The 21,435-nt window shown below is 60.5% G+C and carries 20 protein-coding genes; 10 read left to right on the top strand and 10 right to left on the bottom strand.

Features of this window, described 5'->3' with window-relative positions; translation table 11 throughout:
- Nucleotides 1-25 precede the first annotated feature (25 nt).
- From AAE484_RS02760 to AAE484_RS02740, 5 genes are all read left to right on the top strand, one after another.
- The gene (locus AAE484_RS02760; protein WP_341936802.1) at nucleotides 26-745 is read left to right on the top strand and encodes a FadR/GntR family transcriptional regulator; all 720 of its coding nucleotides are present in this window, start codon (nucleotides 26-28) and stop codon (nucleotides 743-745) included.
- Between the two features lie 38 nt (nucleotides 746-783).
- Entirely contained in the window at nucleotides 784-2,538 is a 1,755-nt protein-coding gene (locus tag AAE484_RS02755; RefSeq protein WP_341936801.1) for an IlvD/Edd family dehydratase, read from the top strand.
- Between the two features lies 1 nt (nucleotide 2,539).
- Nucleotides 2,540-3,307, top strand: a complete 768-nt coding sequence (locus AAE484_RS02750; RefSeq protein WP_341936800.1) for an SDR family NAD(P)-dependent oxidoreductase — start codon at nucleotides 2,540-2,542, stop codon at nucleotides 3,305-3,307.
- Nucleotides 3,308-3,558: 251 nt separating this feature from the next.
- Entirely contained in the window at nucleotides 3,559-5,133 is a 1,575-nt protein-coding gene (locus tag AAE484_RS02745; protein ID WP_341936799.1) for a sodium/sugar symporter, read from the top strand.
- A gap of 3 nt (nucleotides 5,134-5,136) precedes the next feature.
- On the top strand, nucleotides 5,137-6,027 hold the full coding sequence (locus AAE484_RS02740) for an SMP-30/gluconolactonase/LRE family protein (RefSeq protein WP_341936798.1): 891 nt from the start codon (nucleotides 5,137-5,139) through the stop codon (nucleotides 6,025-6,027).
- A 130-nt stretch (nucleotides 6,028-6,157) separates the two neighbouring features.
- Here the strand turns inward: AAE484_RS02740 and AAE484_RS02735 are convergent, their stop codons facing one another.
- From AAE484_RS02735 to AAE484_RS02725, 3 genes are all read right to left on the bottom strand, one after another.
- The gene (locus AAE484_RS02735) at nucleotides 6,158-7,663 is read right to left on the bottom strand and encodes a YifB family Mg chelatase-like AAA ATPase (RefSeq protein WP_341936797.1); all 1,506 of its coding nucleotides are present in this window, start codon (nucleotides 7,661-7,663) and stop codon (nucleotides 6,158-6,160) included.
- A 198-nt stretch (nucleotides 7,664-7,861) separates the two neighbouring features.
- The gene (locus AAE484_RS02730; protein WP_341936796.1) at nucleotides 7,862-8,104 is read right to left on the bottom strand and encodes an accessory factor UbiK family protein; all 243 of its coding nucleotides are present in this window, start codon (nucleotides 8,102-8,104) and stop codon (nucleotides 7,862-7,864) included.
- Nucleotides 8,105-8,152: 48 nt separating this feature from the next.
- Nucleotides 8,153-9,853: a putative bifunctional diguanylate cyclase/phosphodiesterase gene (locus tag AAE484_RS02725; protein ID WP_341936795.1), complete on the bottom strand. Its 1,701-nt coding sequence runs from the start codon at nucleotides 9,851-9,853 to the stop codon at nucleotides 8,153-8,155.
- 282 nt (nucleotides 9,854-10,135) lie between these two features.
- Between AAE484_RS02725 and rep the strand changes: the two genes are divergently transcribed.
- Nucleotides 10,136-12,145, top strand: coding sequence for a DNA helicase Rep (gene rep / locus AAE484_RS02720; RefSeq protein WP_341936794.1), 2,010 nt, complete (start codon nucleotides 10,136-10,138; stop codon nucleotides 12,143-12,145).
- 97 nt (nucleotides 12,146-12,242) lie between these two features.
- Here the strand turns inward: rep and AAE484_RS02715 are convergent, their stop codons facing one another.
- The 5 genes from AAE484_RS02715 to AAE484_RS02695 all read right to left on the bottom strand — a co-directional run bounded on the left by AAE484_RS02715 (nucleotide 12,243) and on the right by AAE484_RS02695 (nucleotide 15,874).
- Nucleotides 12,243-12,671, bottom strand: coding sequence for a c-type cytochrome (locus tag AAE484_RS02715; protein ID WP_341936793.1), 429 nt, complete (start codon nucleotides 12,669-12,671; stop codon nucleotides 12,243-12,245).
- 113 nt (nucleotides 12,672-12,784) lie between these two features.
- On the bottom strand, nucleotides 12,785-13,471 hold the full coding sequence (locus tag AAE484_RS02710; protein WP_341936792.1) for a hypothetical protein: 687 nt from the start codon (nucleotides 13,469-13,471) through the stop codon (nucleotides 12,785-12,787).
- A 130-nt stretch (nucleotides 13,472-13,601) separates the two neighbouring features.
- Complete coding sequence (locus AAE484_RS02705) at nucleotides 13,602-14,957, bottom strand: alanine/glycine:cation symporter family protein (protein ID WP_341936791.1); 1,356 nt, start codon at nucleotides 14,955-14,957, stop codon at nucleotides 13,602-13,604.
- A gap of 72 nt (nucleotides 14,958-15,029) precedes the next feature.
- Nucleotides 15,030-15,254 (bottom strand): putative signal transducing protein, encoded by a 225-nt coding sequence (locus AAE484_RS02700; RefSeq protein WP_341936790.1) that lies wholly within the window; start codon nucleotides 15,252-15,254, stop codon nucleotides 15,030-15,032.
- 62 nt (nucleotides 15,255-15,316) lie between these two features.
- The gene (locus tag AAE484_RS02695; RefSeq protein ID WP_341936789.1) at nucleotides 15,317-15,874 is read right to left on the bottom strand and encodes a gamma carbonic anhydrase family protein; all 558 of its coding nucleotides are present in this window, start codon (nucleotides 15,872-15,874) and stop codon (nucleotides 15,317-15,319) included.
- A gap of 122 nt (nucleotides 15,875-15,996) precedes the next feature.
- Here AAE484_RS02695 and prlC point away from each other — a divergent pair, with 122 nt between their 5' ends.
- Together prlC and AAE484_RS02685 are read left to right on the top strand one after the other, a co-directional pair.
- Nucleotides 15,997-18,057 (top strand): oligopeptidase A, encoded by a 2,061-nt coding sequence (prlC, locus tag AAE484_RS02690; protein ID WP_341936788.1) that lies wholly within the window; start codon nucleotides 15,997-15,999, stop codon nucleotides 18,055-18,057.
- Entirely contained in the window at nucleotides 18,057-18,299 is a 243-nt protein-coding gene (locus tag AAE484_RS02685; RefSeq protein ID WP_341936787.1) for a YheV family putative zinc ribbon protein, read from the top strand. The genes prlC and AAE484_RS02685 overlap by 1 nt, the downstream gene beginning before the upstream one ends.
- Before the next feature lie 59 nt (nucleotides 18,300-18,358).
- Here AAE484_RS02685 and AAE484_RS02680 read toward each other — a convergent pair whose 3' ends face one another.
- Both AAE484_RS02680 and AAE484_RS02675 read right to left on the bottom strand, forming a co-directional pair.
- Nucleotides 18,359-19,129: a hypothetical protein gene (locus AAE484_RS02680; protein WP_341936786.1), complete on the bottom strand. Its 771-nt coding sequence runs from the start codon at nucleotides 19,127-19,129 to the stop codon at nucleotides 18,359-18,361.
- 159 nt (nucleotides 19,130-19,288) lie between these two features.
- Complete coding sequence (locus AAE484_RS02675) at nucleotides 19,289-20,254, bottom strand: integron integrase (RefSeq protein ID WP_341936785.1); 966 nt, start codon at nucleotides 20,252-20,254, stop codon at nucleotides 19,289-19,291.
- A gap of 339 nt (nucleotides 20,255-20,593) precedes the next feature.
- Here AAE484_RS02675 and AAE484_RS02670 point away from each other — a divergent pair, with 339 nt between their 5' ends.
- A complete protein-coding gene (locus AAE484_RS02670; protein ID WP_341936784.1) occupies nucleotides 20,594-21,064 on the top strand; it encodes a hypothetical protein in 471 nt (156 codons plus the stop codon).
- Nucleotides 21,065-21,186: 122 nt separating this feature from the next.
- Nucleotides 21,187-21,411: a GDCCVxC domain-containing (seleno)protein gene (locus tag AAE484_RS02665; protein ID WP_341936783.1), complete on the top strand. Its 225-nt coding sequence runs from the start codon at nucleotides 21,187-21,189 to the stop codon at nucleotides 21,409-21,411.
- Nucleotides 21,412-21,435 lie beyond the last annotated feature (24 nt).

Genomic DNA, 21,435 nt, shown 5'->3' with positions numbered 1-21,435 from the left:
TCAGCGCAACAAGGCAATGTCAGCCATGAGCAGATTTGAGGGCGGCCGCAACCTCACCCATCAGGTAACCTATCAATTGGGTGCCGCCATTGTGCGGGGCCAGTATGGCGTGAATGAGCCTCTGCCCACCGAGGCGGAATTGTGCGAGCAGTTCGACATCAGCCGCAGCGTGATTCGCGAGGCGGTCAAGATGCTTACCGCCAAGGGCCTGATATCGTCGCGGCCACGTCAGGGTATCCGGGTGCAGCCCAACAACCGCTGGAACATGTTTGATGAAGACGTGCTCGAGTGGACCCTGAGCAGTCGCCCCTCACTGGACCTGTTGCGCGAATTTACCGAACTGCGCCATGGTATCGAGCCCGAGGCGGCCCTGCTGGCGGCGCGCAAACAGAACCGGGAGGCCATCGCCGGCATTGAGCAGGCGCTGGCCCGGATGGACGCGGCCGAGCGGGGCAATGACGACCCCCTGGAGGCGGATATCGCCTTTCACACCGCCATCCTGCTGGCGAGCGAGAACCGGTTTTTTATCCAGCTGCGCAGCTTCATTCAGACGGCGCTGCGCGTGAGCATCGCCTCCACCAACCAGCTCAAAGGGGTGGAAGTGGCCAGCGAGAGCGACCACCGGGCCGTGTACGAGGCCATTGCCGCCGGTGACAGTGAGCGGGCCAACAAGACCATGTGTGACCTGCTGGACGAGGCGTTGAGCCTGATCAACTCCTCCCTGGAAATGCGCCGCACCCCTTAACGCCCGAATGGCCGAACGAGTGACCAAGAGCCCAATCTATGTCTGATTCCAAGCCTCCCCGGGGGGCCCCACCCGACTCGCCCCGGCGCAGCACCCGGAGTTATGGAAAACTCGATAGAGACGGTTTTATTCATCGCTCCTGGATGAAAAATCAGGGCCTGCCCGACCACGCCTTTGACGGCCGTCCGGTGATCGGCCTGTGCAACACCTGGTCCGAGCTGACGCCCTGCAACGGCAACCTGCGCGAGCTGGCCGACTACGTCAAACGCGGCGTCTGGGAAGCCGGCGGCCTGCCGCTGGAGTTTCCGGCCATGAGCCTGGGCGAAACCCAAATGCGCCCGACCGCCATGCTGTTTCGCAACCTGCTGGCGATGGAAGTGGAAGAGTCCATCCGCGGCAACCCCATCGACGGGGTGGTGCTGCTCGGCGGCTGCGACAAAACCACGCCCGCTCAGCTCATGGGCGCCGCCAGCGTCAATCTGCCGGCCATGGTGGTCTCCGCCGGGCCCATGCTCAATGGCAAATATCAGGGGCGGGACATCGGCTCGGGCACGGATGTGTGGAAGTTCTCCGAAGCGGTGCGCGCCGGGCAGATGAGCATCGATGATTTCATCGCCTCCGAGAGCGGCATGTCCCGCAGCCGGGGCGTGTGCAACACCATGGGCACCGCCTCCACCGTCTCCAGCCTGACCGAAGCCATGGGCATGAGCCTGCCCTGGAACGGGACGTTGCCGGCGGTGGATGCCCGGCGTCAGGCGCTGGCGCATCTGACGGGCCGGCGCATTGTCGAGCTGGTCAAAGAAGACATCCGCCCCTCGGACATTCTCACCCGGGCGGCGCTGGAGAACGCCATTGTCGTCAATGCCGCCATCGGCGGCTCCACCAATGCGGTGGTGCACCTGCTGGCCATTGCCGGGCGTGTGGGGGTGGATCTGACGCTGGAGGACTTTGATCGGCTCAGCCGGGACATTCCCCTGCTGGTGGATCTGATGCCCTCCGGGCGTTTTCTGATGGAAGATTTCCATTACGCCGGGGGCCTGCCGGCGGTAATGAAGCGCATTGCTCACCGTCTGACGCTCGAGGCGCCCACGGTTTCCGGGGCCACCCTGGGGGAGCAGATCGACAAGGCGGCTTGTTATAATGACGAGGTCATCCGCCCGTTGAGTCATCCGGTCAGCGAGCATTCGGGCGTCTGGGTATTGAAAGGCAACCTCTGTCCGCGCGGGGCTATCATCAAGCCCAGTGCCGCCAGCCCCGAGCTGCTGGAACACTCCGGCCGGGCAGTGGTGTTTGAAGATATCGAGGATTACAAAGCCCGGGTGGACGACCCGGCGCTGGAGGTGGATGAAAACTCCGTGCTGGTGCTCAAAGGCTGCGGGCCGAAGGGCTATCCGGGGATGCCCGAAGTGGGCAATATGGCGTTGCCGAAAAAGCTGTTGGAACGCGGCGTGCGCGACATGTTGCGCATCTCCGATGCCCGGATGAGCGGCACCGCCTTCGGCTCGGTGATCCTGCATGTCGCCCCGGAGTCCAGTGCCGGCGGACCCTTGGCGGTGGTCCAGGACGGTGACGTGATCGAATTCAACGGCCGCCAGCGTACTTTACAATTGGATATCAGCGAGCAGGAGCTCGCCCGTCGGCTTGAGCAGTGGCAGGCACGCCAGCTGGCGCCGGCCTACCAGCGCGGCTACGCTAAACTCTACATTGACACGGTCCTGCAGGCCGATCAGGGGGTAGACCTGGATTTTCTGCGGGGCGCCAGTGGTGACCAGGTGGATCGGGAATCACATTAAAATGACAGAATACACCCGCTATGCGAGCCTCAAACAACGCTCGATTTTCATCACCGGCGGTGCGACCGGTATCGGCGCCTGTCTGGTGGAAGCCTTCGCCGCCCAGGGAAGCATCATCGGGTTTGTGGATATCAACGAAGAGGCCGGTAACCAGTTGGCCGCCGATGTCCGGGAGCGCTTCGGCGCCCAGGTGGAGTTCCGGGCCTGCGATGTGACCCGCATCGACGCCCTGAGGCTCGCTATTCGCACGCTGGCCGATACCTGCGGTGACTTCACCGTGCTGATCAACAACGTCGCCAACGACCAGCGCTATGACCCCCGCTATCTGTCCGAACAGGCCTGGTACAACAGCCTGGCGGTCAACCTGCACCCGGCTTTTTTTGCCGCCCAGACGGTGCAGCCGTTCATGGCCCGCCAGGGCGGTGGGGTGATCATCAACTTCAGTTCCATCAATGCCCTCTTTGGCCCGAGCAAGCTGCCCAGCTACAACACGGCCAAGGCGGCTCTGCTGGGGCTCACCAAATCCCTGGCGCGGGATTTTGGCACCGACAAAATCCGGGTCAACGCCATCGTGCCCGGCTGGGTGATCACCGAACGTCAGCTCAACAAGTGGCTCACTCCCGAGGCCGAGGCCTGGTGGATGGACCAGGTCTGCCTCAAAGAGCGGATTGTGCCCGAAGATGTGGCCAACCTGACCCTGTTCCTGGCCTCCGAAGATGCGCGCATGATCACCGGCCAGAAGTTCGTCATTGACGGCGGACGTCTGTAGCCGAGGCATAACCGCTCACCCTGACATCCCGGGTCCCACTTTTCTCTCCCGATTGCCACTTTTTCAGCCCCGGTGGCCCTACATCGGGACTCGCAGTCATACCCATTTATGCGCATAATAGTCCCGCGCAAAACTCCGGCGGATTCCGTGTCGTATCGGCAATCACAGCTCGGCGACCCCACTCAACAACAATCGGGGCGTCCAACCTGGCACCCGCCGGATAATAATCTTATAAATGGAGAGCACCAAGAATGAGTTTGTCACCGCTTGATATTACGACGTTCGCGATCTACTGCGTGCTGCTTGTCGGCATTGCCTGGTGGGTTTCCCGGGAAAAGGCCGGGCACGAGAAAAACTCCACCGATTACTTTCTGGCCAGCAAATCCCTGCCCTGGTGGGCCATCGGCGCCTCGCTGATTGCCGCCAATATCTCGGCCGAGCAGATTATCGGCATGTCCGGCTCGGGCTTTGCCATCGGTCTGGGGATCGCCTCCTACGAATGGATGGCCGCCGTTACCCTGCTGATCATCGGTAAATACTTTCTGCCGATCTTTCTCAAAAAGGGCATCAGCACCATGCCCCAGTTTCTGGAGCAGCGCTATGACCACCGGGTGCGTACGGTCATGGCCATTTTCTGGCTGGCGCTGTACACCTTCGTCAACCTGACCGCGATTCTCTGGCTGGGCTCGCTGGCCATCAATGCCATCACCGGGCTGGATCTGATCTACGGGCTGGTCTTCCTGGCGGTGTTCTCCATCGGCTACTCCATTTACGGTGGCCTCAAGGCGGTCGCGTTGACCGATATCATTCAGGTGGTGCTGCTGATTGTGGGCGGCCTGTTGGTGTCCTACCTGGCGCTGGATCAGATCGCCGAGAACGCCGGGCAGGCCGGCGCTTTTCAGGGCTTTTCCATCATGCTGGCGGACGTTCCGCACAAGTTCGACATGATCCTGGACCCGAGCAACGAACATTACATCAGCCTGCCGGGCATTTCGGTGCTGGTCGGCGGCCTCTGGATCATGAACTTCTCCTACTGGGGCTTCAACCAGTACATCACCCAGCGCACGCTGGCCGCCAAGAGTCTGGCCGAGGCGCAGAAGGGCATCGCCTTTGCCGCCTATCTCAAACTGCTGATGCCGCTGATTGTGGTGCTCCCCGGTATGGCGGCGGCCATGCTCAAGCCCGACCTGGCCCATCCCGACCAGGCCTATCCGGAAATGATGAAGCTGGTACCCCAGGGGCTGCTGGGGATCACCTTTGCCGCCCTGGTGGCGGCCATTGCCTCCTCGCTGGGCTCGATGGTGAACAGTATCTCCACCATTTTCACCATGGACATCTACAGCAAAATGATCAACACCGAGGCCACCGAGCACCGCAAGGTCGTGGTGGGCCGTACCGTCGCCTGTCTGGCCATGTTGATCGCGGTGATCGTTGCCCGGCCGCTGCTGGGTAACTTCCCCCAGGCGTTCCAGTTCATTCAGAACTTCACCGGCTTCTTTACCCCGGGCATTGTCTCCATCTTTCTGCTGGGCTTCTTCTGGAAGCGCGCCACGGCGCTGTCGGCTCTGGTCGCGGCCATCGCCTCGGTCATACTCTCGGCGCTGTGCTACTGGCTCTTCCCCGAATTCCCGTTCATCGATCGGGTCGGCGTGGTCTTCCTGCTGTGTATCGCGCTCTCGGTGATTGTCACACTTCTGGCCGGCACCCGCGAGCAGCCCAATGCCATCCACCTGGATGACATCGACTTCCACACCTCCAAAAGCTTCAATATTCTGAGCCTGGGTGTGGTGCTGATCCTGATCGTGCTCTACACGGTCTGGTGGTAATCCATGCCCGTGATGGAGCGCCTGGCCAGTCTGCCGGTGGGCAACCTTCTGGGCGAAGGGGTGCTCTGGCACCCCGACCAGCAGGCCGCTTGGTGGACCGATATTCAGGCGCGCCGGCTGTTCCGCTACCATCCGGCCACTGAAGCGCTGGAGACCTGGGACACGCCCGAGCGCCTGGCCACCTTTGGCTTTATCGAGGGCAGTGAGCAACTGATTGCGGCGTTCGATCTGGGCTTTGCGCTCTACCATCCCCAGACCGGCGAATGCCACTGGCTGGCCCAGCCCGAGGCGGATCTGCACAGCAACCGCTTCAACGACGGCAAGGTGGATCGTCAGGGGCGCTTCTGGGCCGGTTCCATGGTGGAGCACGGTGACCCTCTGGCGAGCGATCCGGCCGGTGCGCTCTACTGCTGGAGCGACACACAGCAGGCGGCGTGCCAGTTGAGCGGGCTCGGCATCACTAACGGGCTCTGCTGGAGCCCGGACGGGCGCACCGCCTACCTCTCGGATTCCGCCCGCCACTGCTACTACGCCTACGACTTTGACCCCCACAGCGGCAGCTTCAGCAACCGCCGGGTATTTGCGCGCACACCCGAAGGTGTGGGCCCGGATGGTGCCTGCGTCGATGCCGAGGGCAACGTCTGGAACGCTCAGTTCGGCGGCGGACAGGTGGTGTGTTATTCGCCCGACGGCGAAGTGCTGTTGGAGCTCGATGTGCCGGTCAGCCAGCCCACCTGTGTGGCCTTTGGCGGGCCGGATCTGTCCTGGCTCTTCGTTACCACCGCGCGGGAGAATTTATCCAAGGCGCAGTTGGCTCAGGAGCCGGAAGCGGGGAATCTGTTGATTTATCAGACCGATGTGAAAGGTCTGCCTGTCGATTTTTATCGAGGGTAATTGGCGGATGCGCCTTAGGCTTATCCGCCCTACGAGTACCACGGCAGGTTGCGTAGGGCGGATAAGCGTCAAGCGCATCCGCCGTTCCCCAAGGCTCCGCACCCTCCCAACGTTCCAAAATCTCCCAACCTCACCGCGCCCTTCGATCCAACGTCCGATACCCCAACGCCTCGGTAATATGCGCCGTCTCCAACTCCGTTTTCCCCGCCATATCCGCCAACGTCCGGGCCACCTTCAACACCCGGTGATAAGCGCGGCTGGAGAGGCCGAGCTTTTCGATCGCATCCTCCAACAGGCTCCGGTTGGCCGCACTCAGCGCACAGACCCGCTCCAGTTCCGGCACGCTCAATTGATGGTTGGCCTTGCCCTGACGCTCAAGCTGGCGTTGGCGCGCTTCAATCACCCGGGTGCGAACCTGGTCACTGCGCTCGCCCTCCCGTTTGCCCTGCAGCTCACCGCGCTTCAACAGCCGCACCGGAACGTGCATATCGATCCGGTCCAGCAGGGGGCCCGAGATCTTGTCTCGGTAGCGGCGGATCTGATCCGGGGTGCAGGTGCAGTCGCCCTCGGCGGCGCCGTGGTAACCGCAGGGACAGGGGTTCATGGCCGCCACCAACTGAAAACGGGCCGGATAGACCGCCTGGGCTTTGGCCCGGGAGATCCGCACCTCACCACTTTCCAGCGGCTCGCGCAGCACCTCCAATACGTGGCGGTGAAACTCCGGCAGTTCGTCCAGAAACAGCACGCCACTGTGCGCCAGTGAGATTTCTCCGGGGCGCGGGTTGGAGCCGCCGCCCACCAGGGCAATGGCCGAGGCCGTATGGTGGGGCGAGCGAAAGGGCCGCACCCGATTGCCGTGGGTGCCGGCCCCGGGCGCCACCGAATAGACCGCGGCCACATCCAGGCGCTCGCGGTTCTCCAGTGGCGGCAGGATGCCGGGCAGGCGGGTGGCGAGCATGGTCTTGCCGGTGCCCGGCGGGCCCACCATCAACAGGTTGTGGCCACCGCTGGCGGCCACTTCCAGGGCGCGTTTGGCCTGAACCTGGCCCTTGACGTCGCTCAGGTCGAAGTCCACGCCGGGCTCCTCGGTGGTATCGAGAGGGCCTTCGGCCTGGGGCAGGGTTTCCCGCTGGTGCAGATGGGCGCACACCGACAAGAGGTTTTTGGCTGAGAAAACGGCGGTGGTATCGCACAGCGCGGCTTCTTCCGCGTTGTCAGCGGCTATCACCAATTGCCGGTCGGCATCGCCGGCGGCAAGCGCGGCGGGCAGGGCGCCGGTGACCGGACGCAAGTCCCCCGAGAGGGCCAGTTCACCCAGAAATTCGCCCCGGGACACACTGTCTTCGGGAATCTGTCCGGAGGCGGCGAGAATCCCCAGCGCGATGGGCAGATCAAAACGGCCGCCCTCTTTGGGCAGGTCGGCGGGGGCGAGGTTGACGGTAATGCGTCGGGCGGGGAATTCCAGGTGGCTGTTGAGAATGGCACTGCGCACCCGATCCTTGCTTTCCTTCACGGCGGTTTCCGGCAGCCCGACCATGTTCAGGGCGGGCAGTCCGTTGGAGAGGTGGACTTCGACCGTGACCAGCGGGGCCTGTACCCCGAGCTTTGCGCGTGAATAGACAACGGCGAGCGACATGGGCAATCCTTTGCTTTTGTGGAGAAATTAGCGTTTTGAATAGGCGGGACTATACCGCAAGAGGGTGCCGCCAAAAAAGGAACCCGGTTCCGTTTTGGCGGATGCGCCTTAGGCTTATCCGCCCTACGATTAGCTCCGAGGTATCCGTAGGGCGGATCGGTCCGACGCTTCGGAGCGTCAAGCGCATCCGCCATTCGCTCAACTGGGGTTGCGCGTCTTTTTTTCCAACTCCGCGAGCTGCTGCTCCAGCTTCTCCAGGCGCTCGCGGGTACGCTGCAACACGGCCGCCTGGGTATCAAACTCTTCGCGCGTCACCAGATCCATGCGACTCAGGGCGGACTGCAGGGCGGCCTGCATTTCTTTTTTGGGCAGCATATCGCGCACACCGGGCAGTTTCCGGTCCAGTTCCTGGAATACTTTCTGGGCAAAGTCGGTAATCATGGCAAGGTCTCTGGTGGTCGGGTCGGGGATAGCCTTAAAGGGTACTACTCAGGACCAGCCGCGCCAAGCCTTGATGGTCTGGCAGACCCGGTTGATCGGTTGCGGCGCGCAGAAGTAGTAACCCTGCATCTGATCGCAGCCGGCGGCCTCCAGCCAGCCTTTCTGCTCCGGGGTCTCCACGCCCTCGGCGACCACGGTTTTTTCCAGGTTGTGAGCCAGGTTGATGATGGCGGTGACCAGGCGCTGGTCGGCCTTGTTGTGATCGAGCGCCGCCAGAAATCGGGAGTCGATCTTCACCGTGCGAATGGGCAAGCGCTGAAGGTGCAGAAAGGAGCTGCTGCCGCTGCCAAAATTGTCGAGCGAGAAGGTGATGCCCAGATGCGACAACGGACGCATGCACAGGCTGACCAGATCCAGGTTGTCCATCAGGCTGGCTTCGGTCAGCTCGAACTCCACATTGTCGCCCACGATCCCGGCCTCCGCGAGGGTGGAGGCCAGCCGTTGCACCAGCTGCTCGTCGCGAAACTGGCGTACCGACAGGTTGACCGACATCAGCAGGTCCAGCTGACATTCCTGGCGCAGGCGGTGCAGGTCCCGGCAGGCCCGATCGACCACCCAGTAGCCAATGTCGGTAATCAGGCCGGTATCTTCGGCGATCCGGATGAATTCTTTGGCGTCCAGCAGGCCCCGCTCCGGGTGCTGCCAGCGCAGCAGCGCCTCAATGCCCACAATGTTGCCCGTTTCCATATCCAGACGGGGCTGATACTCCAGGCTCAGTTGCTGGTTGTTCATGGCCTTGCGCAGATCCGATTCCATGCGCAACTGGTAGCGCACCGCCTTGTTCATGGCCTCGGTAAAAAACCGGTAGCCGCTGCCTTCCTGCTGTTTGGCCTGGTACATGGCCATGTCGGCATTTTTGAGCAGGGTGTCGGCGTCCCGACCGGCGTCGGGAAAGACCGCAATGCCGATACTGCAGCCAATGGTCATCTCGTGGCTGCCGATCTGATAGGGCGAGGCGATGTGATTGATGATTTTCTCGGCCACATGGGCGATGTTGGCGCTACTTTCGGTGTTTTCCAGCAGGAGCGTAAACTCGTCACCCCCCATGCGTGCCACCGAGTCACTGCGGCGCATGCACTCCTGCAGGCGCTCGGCGCATACCTGAATCATGGTATCGCCGGTGTCGTGGCCGAAGTTGTCGTTGACCTGCTTGAACCCGTTCAGATCGATGAACATCAGGGCAAACTGCCCCTTGTCCCGGTCGGCGAGGCGGATGGCGTGCTCGAGTCGGTCGCGGAACAGGATGCGGTTGGGAATATCGGTCAGGGTATCGTAGTGGGCCAGCCGGCTCAGGTGCTGCTCGGTGCGTTTGCGCTCGATGGCGTAGCGCAGGGTGCGCTCGAGCAACTGGGTGTCGATGTGGCCCTTGATCAGGTAGTCGGCGGCGCCGGAGCGGATGGCCTCCCGGTCCACTTCGGTTTCCATCTCGTTGGTCATGACCACCACCGGCGTGGTGCAGGCCTGGGTTTTGGTGGCCTGTAGCAGGTCCCGCGCGGTGTCCTCCTCCCAGTAGTAATCGAGCAGGATCAGGTCGTAATCATCGTCGAAAATCGCGGAAAGGGCGCCATCGAGGCGGTTGTGCCACACCAGTTGATAGTCGGTATGATGAATCTGCGACAGCAGATCGGCGAGCAAAAGGTACTCACCTTCCTCGCGGTCGATAAACAGAATTTTTACAAGTCGTTCCACCACTTCAATTCCTTTGTTCCCTGGTAGGCTGAGGGGCCCACGGGGTGACGGTTACCGGGATCACCAGCACTCGTTTATTCTCACCCGGGCGGATCCACTGCCATGAAGAAATCCGCGCCAGCTTGGGACTTTACACCACCCATAGTCCATAATAAACCTCTTTGGTCGGCGTTACGGCGCGCTCGTCGGCAACGGCCTCCTGTTGCACAGGACACTGCCCCCCGGTCCTTGCTAAAATGCCCGCCCTCGATCTGACCGATTCCCAGCACACTGTGAGGTTCCGTGCCCCAGCTCAATCCCCGCCAGAGAGAAGCTGTACGCTACATTGATGGCCCCTGCCTGGTACTGGCCGGGGCGGGCAGCGGCAAGACCAGCGTGATCACCCGCAAAATCGCCTACCTGATCGAGCGTTGTGACCAGCCGGCGCGCCATATCGCCGCGCTGACCTTTACCAACAAGGCCGCGCGGGAGATGAAAGAGCGGGTGGCCTCCCTGGTGAAGGGCAGCGCGGCACGCGGGCTGACCGTGTCCACCTTTCACAACCTGGGGCTGAACATCATTCGTCGGGAGTATAAAGTCCTGGGCTTCAAACCCGGATTTTCGATATTCGACGCCGAGGACGCCCAGGGCCTGCTCAAAGAGCTGCTGCTCAAAGACGGTGACCTCGACAGCGACCACCTCAAGCGGGTACAGCATCAGATCTCCAACTGGAAAAATGACCTGGTTGGCCCGGATGAAGTGCTCGCCATGGCCCAGAGCCCGGGCGAGCAGACCATCGCCCGGGTTTACGAGCGCTACAACCAGGCGCTCAAGGCCTACAATGCGGTCGACTTTGACGACCTGATCCTGATTCCGGTGCAGCTGTTTCAGCGCGATCCCGAGGTGTTGACCCGCTGGCAGCGGCGCATCCGCTATCTGCTGGTGGACGAATACCAAGACACCAACTCCAGTCAGTATCTGCTCGTCAAACTGCTGGTGGGCACGCGCGGATCGCTGACCGTGGTGGGGGACGACGACCAGTCCATCTATGCCTGGCGCGGCGCCCGGCCCGAGAACATGGCCCTGCTGAAAGAGGATTTTCCGGGTCTCAAGGTGATCAAGCTGGAGCAGAACTACCGCTCCACCAGCCGCATTCTGCGGGTGGCCAACCACCTGATTGCCCACAACCCGCACGAATTCGACAAGGCCCTGTGGAGTGAAATGGGCCTGGGCGAGGAGATTCGCGTGCTGCGCTGCGCCAACGAGGATGCCGAGGCCGAGCGGGTGGCCACGGAGATTCTGACCAGTCGGCTGCGTTACCAGCGCAAGTTTCGCGACTACGCGGTGCTCTACCGGGGCAACCACCAGTCGCGCCTGTTGGAGATCAAGCTCCAGCAGCACCAGATTCCCTACAAGATCAGCGGCGGTTCGTCGTTTTTCTCCAAAACCGAAATCAAGGATGTGATGGCCTACCTGCGCCTGATCGTCAATCCGGACGACGACAACGCCTTCCTGCGCATCATCAACACCCCGCGCCGGCAGATCGGCACCAGCACCCTGGAAACCCTGGGCCGCTATGCCACCGAGCGCCATATTGGCCTTTACAGCGCCCTGAACGAGATGGGGCTGGATCGTCAGCTTTCGGAAAAGGCGCTGGAGCGCCTACGCCGGTTCGGCCACTGGATGGCGGGCGTGCACCGGCGTTGCGAGGGTGACGACCCGGTGGCGGCGATCCGGGAGATGCTCGAAGACATGGACTATGAGGGCTGGCTGCACCAGAACGCCAGTACTCCCAAGGCCGCCGAGCGGCGCTGGGACAACGTCAATTACCTGGTGGAGTCGCTGGCCAAGACGCTGGAGCGGGGAGATGACGGTGGCGACAGCAATGTCCAGGATGCCATTGCCAAGCTGGTGCTGCGCGACCTGCTCGAGCGCCAGGAGGAGGAAGACGACGCGGACCAGGTGCAACTGCTCACTCTGCACGCCTCCAAAGGCCTGGAATTCCCCCACGTCTATATGCTGGGCCTGGAGGAAGACCTGCTGCCCCACCGCAACAGCATCGAAGACGGCAATATCGAAGAGGAGCGCCGCCTGACCTACGTGGGCATCACCCGAGCCCAGCGCACCCTGACCATGACCCTGGCGCAAAAAAGAAAGCAGTTTGGCGAGATTTTTGACACCACGCCCAGTCGGTTTCTGGAGGAGTTGCCGGCCGAGGATATCGAGTACGAAGGGTTTGGCGAACTGACGCCGGAGAAAAACGTCGCCAAGGGGGAGGAGACGCTGAGCAGCCTGTTGGGAATGTTTGACTAGCCGTCTGCCAGGGGCCTGACACCGACCGAAGCGCTTTGCCCAGACCCGTTGAGTGGATCAGGAAGCAAAGCGCATCCGCTGTGGCGCGAGAGAGTGCTTAGCTGCTCTCTTCGATCATGTAATCAACGGTGGCCTTCATTTCATCTTCTGAGCAGTCGCTGCACAGGCCCATGGCGGGCATGGCGTTGAAGCCGTTGATGGCGTGGTCGTACAGGGTCTCGGTGCCCTTGTCGATACGGTCGCTCCACTGATCGGCCTCGCCCAGAATCGGTGCGCCGGAGACGCCGGAATCGTGGCAGCTGGCGCAAGCTGAGCTGTAGATCTCATCGCCTGAGCGCGGTTCGTCGCTAGCGCGAGCCACCGGTGCGGAGGCGCAATCCTCACCCGCCATGCAGACGCTGCCAACCGGTGACAGGCGGGACTCAATGGCTTCAATGACTTTGCTGGACTGGGCGGCTGCCAAGGCAGAGACCAGGCCAAGACTGATTGCCAACAACAGGCCGACGCGTTTTTTCAGTGGACTCACGGTGCATTTCCTCATGGTAAATTCGGGCGGCTGGGGCCGCGAGCGCGCATTATAGACGCAAAAGCCCCATCAGGTGAACCAATGCGCGCCCCACAAAGCGTTGAGACGCCGCTTCAGAACTCTGCGGCCGGTACCACGCCACCAATCAGCAGGTAGGTGCTGAGGTTACGGGTCCAGCGATCCATCAGGCGGCTGAAGTGGTGGTAGTTGGTCACCCGGTTGGTCCACTCCAGACTCCGCCCGTGGTAGCTCTGTGTTTCACGGTGATCGATAAACTGGCCCAGCACTTCGCCCGCCGGCGTCAATACCACCAGATCGAAGGTGGCGTTGCCCGCTTCGCGGGTGTAGTGCCGAATGAAGCCTGGCCTGCTCAGATCCGGTGCGTAGATGTTGAGCGCGCGCAGCGTGGGCCGGAAAACTACCTCGGCCTCCTCGGGCGTGTCGGTGAATACCAGTTGGGTTTCCCGCTCCAGGCCCTGGCGCAGAGCCTCGGTCAGCAGCTCGCCGTAATCTTCCCGGATTCGGTCCAGGTCCCGCTCGGTGTAGTCTGTGCGCCGGTCCCGCAACCAGTAGTCGCTCATGCTGACCTCGGGTGCCTCGATGTACACCCGGCTGAACTGGGGCAGGCGTTCACCGGGAGGCATCAGCACATGATCAAAATTGCCCGGCTCCACCGGCGTCAGCTCGGAGCTGGCCAGGGGCAAGAGGGGCTGCTGGCTGCAGCCGGCCAGAATCAGCGCGGCCAGCGCATAAAACAGGCGCCGCCCGTAGCGGCCGGCGGTGAATTGGTCGGTAACCATAGTGTCTCTCCCGGTGTCTATAAGCTTTGGTGTTTCGGGGCCGCGACGAACCCGAATGACTATCATCGCTCAGTTGGACCCGACAGCGCTCCAATAATTGCGTAAATAAGTGTCGTAAAGTTGTAAAAGTTTACCGGTGACGCTGAAAATAATCCTTGGCGGCCCGATTGACCTTGGGCGCGAGCAACAGTGCCGAGATCATGGTGGGTATCGCCATGGTGGCGTAGAGGCCGTCCACCAGGCCCACAATGGCGGGCAGACTGGCCACGCTGCCGAAGACCACCAGGGCCGCGTAAATCCAGATGTAATGGTGCTGATGCTTCGCCCCAATGAGAAAGCCCAGGCACTTGCTGCCGTAGTACCAGAAGGTGAAGATTGTGCTCAGCGAGAGCAGCGCCACCACCAGGGTCAACAGGTAGGCGCCGACGCCGGGGAAGGCGGTCTCAAAGGCCTGGGACGTCAGGGTCACCCCGTCGATGTCGCCATCCACCTGCCAGCTGCCGGTGACCAGAATGGCCAGGGCCGTACAGGTACACACCAGCAGGGTATCGATCACCGGCCCCATCATCGCCACCAGCCCCTCGCGGATGGGCTCGCCCGTGCGCGCCGCGCCGTGAGCCATGGACTCGGTGCCGATGCCAGCCTCGTTGGAGAAAGCCCCGCGGCGCACGCCCATCAGAATCACGGTCCCGATGGCGCCGCCGGCGGCGGCCTCACCGGAAAAGGCGTCAGTGACAATCAGGTGGAAGGCGGCCGGAATCTCGCCGGCAAAGCGCACCAGCAGCACAGCGGTCATGGTCAGGTAGATCAACACCATGATCGGCACCAGGCGGGATGTGACCCGGCCCACGCGCTGGATGTGCCCGGTGATGACCAGCAGCACCAGGGCGGCGATGATCAGCCCCAGCACCAGATCAAAGGTAAAGTGGCTCTGTTCGGTGGCCCAGCCAGCGGGTTGGGCGACCACTTCGCGCACAATCTGCACCAGCTGGTTGACCTGAAAGGCGGGCATGGTGCCCATCAGCCCCGCCACAGCGAAGAGCACGGCCAGTGGCCACCAGCGCCGGCCCAGCCCCTCGCGCACCACGTACATGGGGCCACCCTGGAGTTTGCCTTCACTGTCTTTGCCGCGGAACATCACACTCAGCGAACAGGTATAGAACTTGGTGGCCACCCCGATGACCGCCGTCACCCACATCCAGAAGACGGCACCCGGGCCGCCCATGGTCAGTGCCAGTGCCACCCCGGCGATGTTGCCCAGCCCCAGGGTGCCGGACAACGCCGTGCTGAGCGCCTGGGCGTGGGGGATGTCGCCTTCGTCCTCGTCCCGATCAAAGCGACCGGTGAGGATGTGCAGAGCGTGCCTGAAATGTCGATAGGGCAGCCCGCGGGAATAGAGCACGAAAAAGAGCCCGCCGCCGACCAGCAATATCACCAGTGGCAGGCCCCACATGAAGTTGGCAAAGGCGGAAAAAAGCGATTCCATGGCACGATCCTGGTTGGGGTTTAGTCCTTTACCCTAGCGTTTTGGCCGCCCGGGATCAAAATCAGGCTGATACTAGTCCTGAGCGAAGTCGCCCCGTTCGTACCGTTTGAGCAGCTCGCGGGCCTCGGTTTCCTGCCGGTCGTTGACCCAGAGCGAGACATTGCTGTTGGCCGGCAGCATGCCGGCACCCCCGGCGAGAAACTCGCCCCGAATCTCGCACTCGATGCCTTCGGCCTCCATCAGCCCCTGGATCAAATAGGCTTCGATATTGTTTTCCGGGATATAGACTTCCTGCATCGGTGTACCCTCCAGGGGTGATTTCAGGGTTGAGCAAAGTTGACTAGAAAGGGTCGTCCACCTTACTCGTGATTCAGGTAGGTGTCTTTCAGGTTCACATAGTTCTGGGCCGAATAGCGGAAAAAGTCCCGCTCGCTGTCTTTGAGGGGGCGCACTTGCTTGCAGGGCGAGCCCATGTACAGATAGCCGCTCTCGAGCGTCTTGCCCGGCGGTACCAGGGTGCCGGCACCGATCACCACCTCGTCCTCCACCGTAACGCCATCGAGCACGGTCGAGCCAATGCCCACCAGAATCCGGCTGCCCAGGGTGCAGCCGTGGAGGGTGACCGAGTGACCCACGGTCACATCATCGCCAATGCTCACGGGGTAGCCATCCGGGTTGAAGGGGCCGGCGTGGGTGATATGAAGCACACTGTTGTCTTGAATACTGGTGCGCTCGCCTATACGTATACGGTGCATGTCGCCACGAATGACCGCGCAGGGCCAGACTGAAGTGTCGGCTCCGAGTGTGACATCGCCGATCACCACGGCGGCCGGGTCCACATACACCCGTTCGCCCACCTGGGGCGTATAACCCCGGTAGGTGCGAAGTGCCGGCGGATGAGAATTCGATGCGGGCATAAGCAAACCTCGTAAGCAGCAACCGTGAAAACAGCCCAAAACCCGGGTCGGGTGGGTGTTATCATGGTACTGCTTCAGTATTTATAGAGCCAGTTTTACCACGCGTTTGGAGAGACAACTGTATGGCCAACCCCCTGTTGGAAGAACACGACCTGCCCCCCTTTTCCGCCATCGAGCCGGAACACGTGGAGCCCGCCATCCGTCAGTTGATCGATGAGAACCGGGCCCACCGGGAGCAGTTGCTGGCGGAGGTGGACACGCCAACCTGGGACAATTTTGTCGCGCCGCTGGAAGCCGAGGACGACCGGCTGGAGAAAGTCTTCTCGCCCATCAGCCATCTCAACGCCGTGCGCAACAGCGACGCCCTGCGCGAAGCCTACAACACCTGCGTGGCCCTGATGACTGAATACGGCACGGAAGTGAGTCAGGACCGGCGCCTGTACGACGCCTTTCAGGCCATTGCCGACAGCCCGGAGTACGACCAGCTGAGCCAGCCCCAGCGCCAGGCCATCGATCACGCCCTGCGCGACTTCCGCCTTGGGGGTGTGGCCCTGGAGGGCGAAGCGAAGCAGCGCTATGGCGAGATCAAAAAACGCCTCTCGGAGCTGTCCACGCAATTCTCCAACAACGTGCTGGACGCCACCCAGGCCTGGTACAAACACTTTACCGATGCCGCCGATCTTGAAGGCCTCCCCAAATCCGCGCTCGAGCAGGCCGCCCAGGCCGCCCAGCAGAAAGAGCTGGATGGCTATGTGATCACGCTGGACATCCCGTCTTTCCTGGCGGTGATGACCTACGCCGACGACCGCGCCCTGCGCCGCGAGGCCTACACCGCCTTTGTCACCCGCGCTGCCAAAGAAGGCAAAAAGGCCGATGGCAGCAGCGCCGCCGAGTGGGACAACACCGCCATCATCGATGAGACCCTGGCCCTGCGGCACGAGCTGGCTCAGCTGATCGGGTTCAACAACTACGCCGAGCGCTCACTGGCCACCAAAATGGCCGACAGCACCGAGCAGGTCCTGGGCTTTCTGACCGAACTGGCGGAAAAATCCCGCCCGCTGGCGGAGCAGGACGTTGCCCAACTGAAACAGTTTGCCGAAGAGCAGGGCTGCACCGATCTGCAGTCCTGGGATGTGCCTTACTACAGCGAAAAGCTGCGCCAGGCGCACTACGATCTGTCGCAGGAAGACCTGCGGCCCTACTTCCCGGCCGAGCGGGTCATTACCGGCCTGTTTGACGTGGTCAAACGGCTGTACGACATCGATATCGTGCCGGTCGCCTCCTTCGACAGCTGGCACCCCGATGTGCGTTTCTACCAGATTTACAAAGACGGCGAACAGATTGCCGCCTTCTACTTCGACATCTTCGCCCGTGAGAACAAGCGCGGCGGTGCCTGGATGGCCGATTGCCGGGTCCGGCGCCAGACCGACGACGGCGTGCAGCTGCCGGTGGCGTTTTTGACCTGCAACTTCACCCCGCCGGTCGGCGACACGCCCTCGCTGCTGACCCATGATGAAGTGACCACCCTGTTTCACGAATTCGGGCACGGGCTGCACCACATGCTCACCCAGGTGGACGTGGCCAACGTCAGTGGCATCAACGGCGTCGCCTGGGATGCGGTGGAGCTGCCCAGCCAGTTCCACGAAAACTGGTGCTGGGAGCCGGAAGTGATTCCCATGATCTCCGGGCATTACAAAACCGGCGAGCCCCTGCCTCAGCATCTGCTCGATAAGCTGCTGGCTGCGAAAAATTTCCAGTCCGGTATGCAGATGGTGCGGCAGCTGGAGTTCTCCCTGTTCGACTTCCGCCTGCACGCGGAATACGACCCGCAAAACCCGAAAAGCCCGCAACAACTACTGGACGAGGTGCGCGACCAGGTGGCGGTCATCAAGCCGCCGGCGTTCAACAAATTCCAGAACAGCTTCGGCCACATCTTTGCCGGCGGCTATGCAGCGGGTTACTACAGTTACAAATGGGCCGAAGTGCTCTCTGCCGATGCCTTCTCCCGCTTTGAAGACGAGGGCATCTTCAATCGCGACACCGGCGAGAGCTTCCTGAAAGAAATCCTCCACCAGGGCGGCAGCCGCCCGCCCATGGAGCTGTTCGTGAACTTCAGAGGCCGTGAGCCCAGCATCGAACCGTTGCTGCGCCACGCCGGCATCAACACCGAGGAGCCCGCCTGATGGCCTACAGCAAAACGCCCCGGTTCATCGCCGGGGCCGTATGCCCCCGCTGCGCGGAAATGGACCGCCTGCAGGTGTTCAATGAGGACGGCAAAGACTACCGCGCCTGCATCAGCTGCGGCTTCAAGCAGGAGCTGCACATCCAGCCCCAGGTGCGCGAACCTGAAACCCGGGTCAACACCACCGAGGAAGAAAAGGCATCGCAGGAGCAGGTGGTCAAAATCATGCCGTTCAGCAAGTGATCGAACGTGCGCTACTCACTCTGAGGTTGGGTGCCCACAGCGGCCTTGGCCAATAACGGCTAGCGGATTAACTCCTGCGCCCGCTCCTGATCCCTGACCTGCTTGAGCGCCACTTTATAACTGTTCTTTAAATGCGGCTTCAGATACTGGAAGACGGTTTTGGTTGGCACAGACTTGAGCTGGCAGAACAGAGCCAGCGCATAGATGGACTCGCTCTCGGAAAGGCTGGCCTGCCGGTTCGCTCGCGGGTTATAGGAGCGGCCGCAGGCGCCCCGGTAAGTGTAGGCGGTGTTGGTCAGCATTAACCCGAAGCCACAAAAATGCGCGAGTATCTCCGACGCCGGCTCAAAATAAACCAGCCCGCCCGGCGGCGTTTCCTGGCTTTGCCACAGCATATGCTGAGCGCAGGTATGTGCCAGGGAGGCCACCAGGTCTTGCGGCTGGCGCGCCTGGTCCACCACAAAGGGCACCGGTAGCCGGGGTTCGCTCTCGACCGGGTAGGCCGCCGCCGCTGGCGCATTGGTTTCGAAGCGCCGGGCAACCGGCAAGCCCAGAATCGGTGGGGCTTCCGCACCCATTCGGCGCCCATCGCGCAACTGCCAGGGCCAGTCAGAAACGCCACTCAACGCCGCCACTCGCGCCAGAACATACTGCGCCATCGGCTCAATACCATTCACCTTGTCGGGGAAAAATTGTTCATTCGGCAATATCAGCTGGGTATGCTGCCAGAATGGCTTTGCCCCAAAGGTGGCAATGGCCCAAAAGGCGCATTCATCGATGCGTTCGGCCGCTTCGCGGGTGATAAGCTGTTTTTGGAACCAGTGCAGCATAGGAGTCGTTTCGCCCGGTAAAGCCGGGAGACTAGCAAAGCAGCGCCTTGCCTGCTACATTGCCAGAACAAAATAATTCAGGCCCGTTGCCACATGCTCTCTATCACATGGACGTGTCGCACTACGGGCGGTAGCGTGCCTAAACGCCAGTGTGTCGCATTAATCAACTATCGAATCCAACGGGCTGCGAGTCCCCGCATAGTGCTGCCCCAGCACATGGGTGTAAATCTGAGTTGTCTTCACATCATTGTGCCCCAACAACTCCTGCACACTGCGGATGTCGTACCCATCCTCCAGCAAGTGCGTCGCGAAAGAATGACGAAACGTGTGGCAATTGACTCGCTTGTTGACAACACCGGCTGCAGGAGCCGCTTTGCGTAGAGCCTTACGGACGATAGAGTCATGCAAATGATGCCGACAAAACTGACCCGTAATCGGGTGTTCACTGATTGATTCAGAAGGGAAGACAAACATCCAGCCGGGGGCGCGGTAAGCCGACGGGTACTTCTTTGAAAGTACGCCGGGCAACGAGGGGCCGATACCCGATTGATTGTCTCGTTCCTGAATGGCCAAGGCGCGGTTGACCGCCTCTTTCAGTTTAGGAACCACTGAATGCCCCAGCAATGTCTGTCGATCCTTTTTGCCTTTGCCGTCGCGTATCGTCAACGCTTTGCGATCAAAGCAAATATCCTGGACTCGAAGCCGCAAGCATTCAGACACTCGCAAACCACTGCCGTACAATAAAGAAACAATGAGCCGCTGTGGATCCGGTAAATTTTCCAGAATGGCTTTCACCTCGGCTTTGGATAACGTGGTAGGCAAGTGCCGTTGTTTGCTTGCGGCCGAGAAATCAATGTCGCCCAGCTCCAGATTCAGTACCTTGTGGTACAAATAAACCACGGCATTGAGGGCGACTTTCTGGGTATTGACGGCCACATTGCGTGTAACGGCCAACGAGGTAAGAAAAGCCTTCACTTCCTCCACGCCCATATCGCTGGGGTGGCGCTTATTATTAAAAAGGATGAACTGCCTTATCCAGAACAGATAGGTCTTCTCGGTTCTCATGCTGTAGCCACGCAGACGAATATCATTGCGCACCTGCTCCATAAACGGGCTTGATGACATCAGAATCACTCCATGTAATCATAATGTGGTAGTTGTATATATATACAGTATAATTCCAGAGATTGCAAAACACGGCACATTTTGCCTCTTTACAAAGCACGCTTTCCTTCTGACGTTTTTGATAAACATATAAAAATCAGGTAGTTACAAGAAAATGCTGGGTAGGTTAAAGGCCGGAACGGTACCCAAAGCGCGTTGGCACAGTTTTCAATACAGAAAGCTGTGCTAAAGTTCGGATTAAATTCTGATTTTCAATGAGTTGGGCGCGTTTGGCAGTTGATTCAACAAACATAAAATCGTTCCAGCTCGATATACAAATGTTAGCAAAAGGAATGACAAGTGCAGAGGCTTATTTACCTAATTATTGGTGTTATAGGAGGGGTTCTCGTAGGATTCATATCTTTCACCATATACTTTGAAGCGTTGCTACAACATGAAAAAATGGGATTGGCGGAGCGTTTCCGGGACGTTATGCCTATGGGCTATGCAGCGGATGTGAACAACTCAGCGCTCGCCAGTGCCCGTATAGCCTTCGAATCTAGTGACTACGATAACGCGGTATTGGTAATTGGCAATGAGCTGTCTGTAGCGTCAAATGCAATTAAACATGGCGCCCCTCAGAGAGAATATTTTTTGACGATATCTATGCTGGGTGCGTGTTTGGCGAAGAGCAACGATGATAGAGAGCGGAAAGCATCATTCGAAGATGTTGCTTTAAAGTTCTGCGCTTCTTTAGCCGCTACAAAAATCTGTGAAACTGCGGATCTTTACAATTTTATTAGGACGTACACCAAAAGTGAAAAGTGCTAACAAATCGCTCAAGCCGACCGCCTTCGGCGTCGGCTTAGCTCCGCGTTATTGGCTCAAACGGTTTAAGCGGGAGTCGGTGATTGGCAATGTATCATTCGAGACTTTTTTGTGAGGATTGATTTATGGCTGCTGTAGTCTTGGAATCAGATATCGAGTGCCCAGAGTGCGGCTACCGCAAAACTGAGCGAATGCCTACTGATGCTTGCCAGTTCTTTTATGAATGCGAATCCTGCCATTCGGTGATCAAGCCAAAGGTAGGAGACTGCTGTGTCTTTTGTTCGTTCGGAACGGTGCCGTGTCCACCAATCCAAAAAGGGTCGGGATGCTGCTCTCCCGGTAGCCAATAACAATGCCATCAAAACGACGCTCGT

Source organism: Marinimicrobium sp. C2-29 (assembly GCF_038419845.1).
In the GTDB taxonomy this organism is placed as follows: domain Bacteria; phylum Pseudomonadota; class Gammaproteobacteria; order Pseudomonadales; family Cellvibrionaceae; genus Marinimicrobium.
This window is presented reverse-complemented; position numbering and strand designations above follow the sequence as displayed.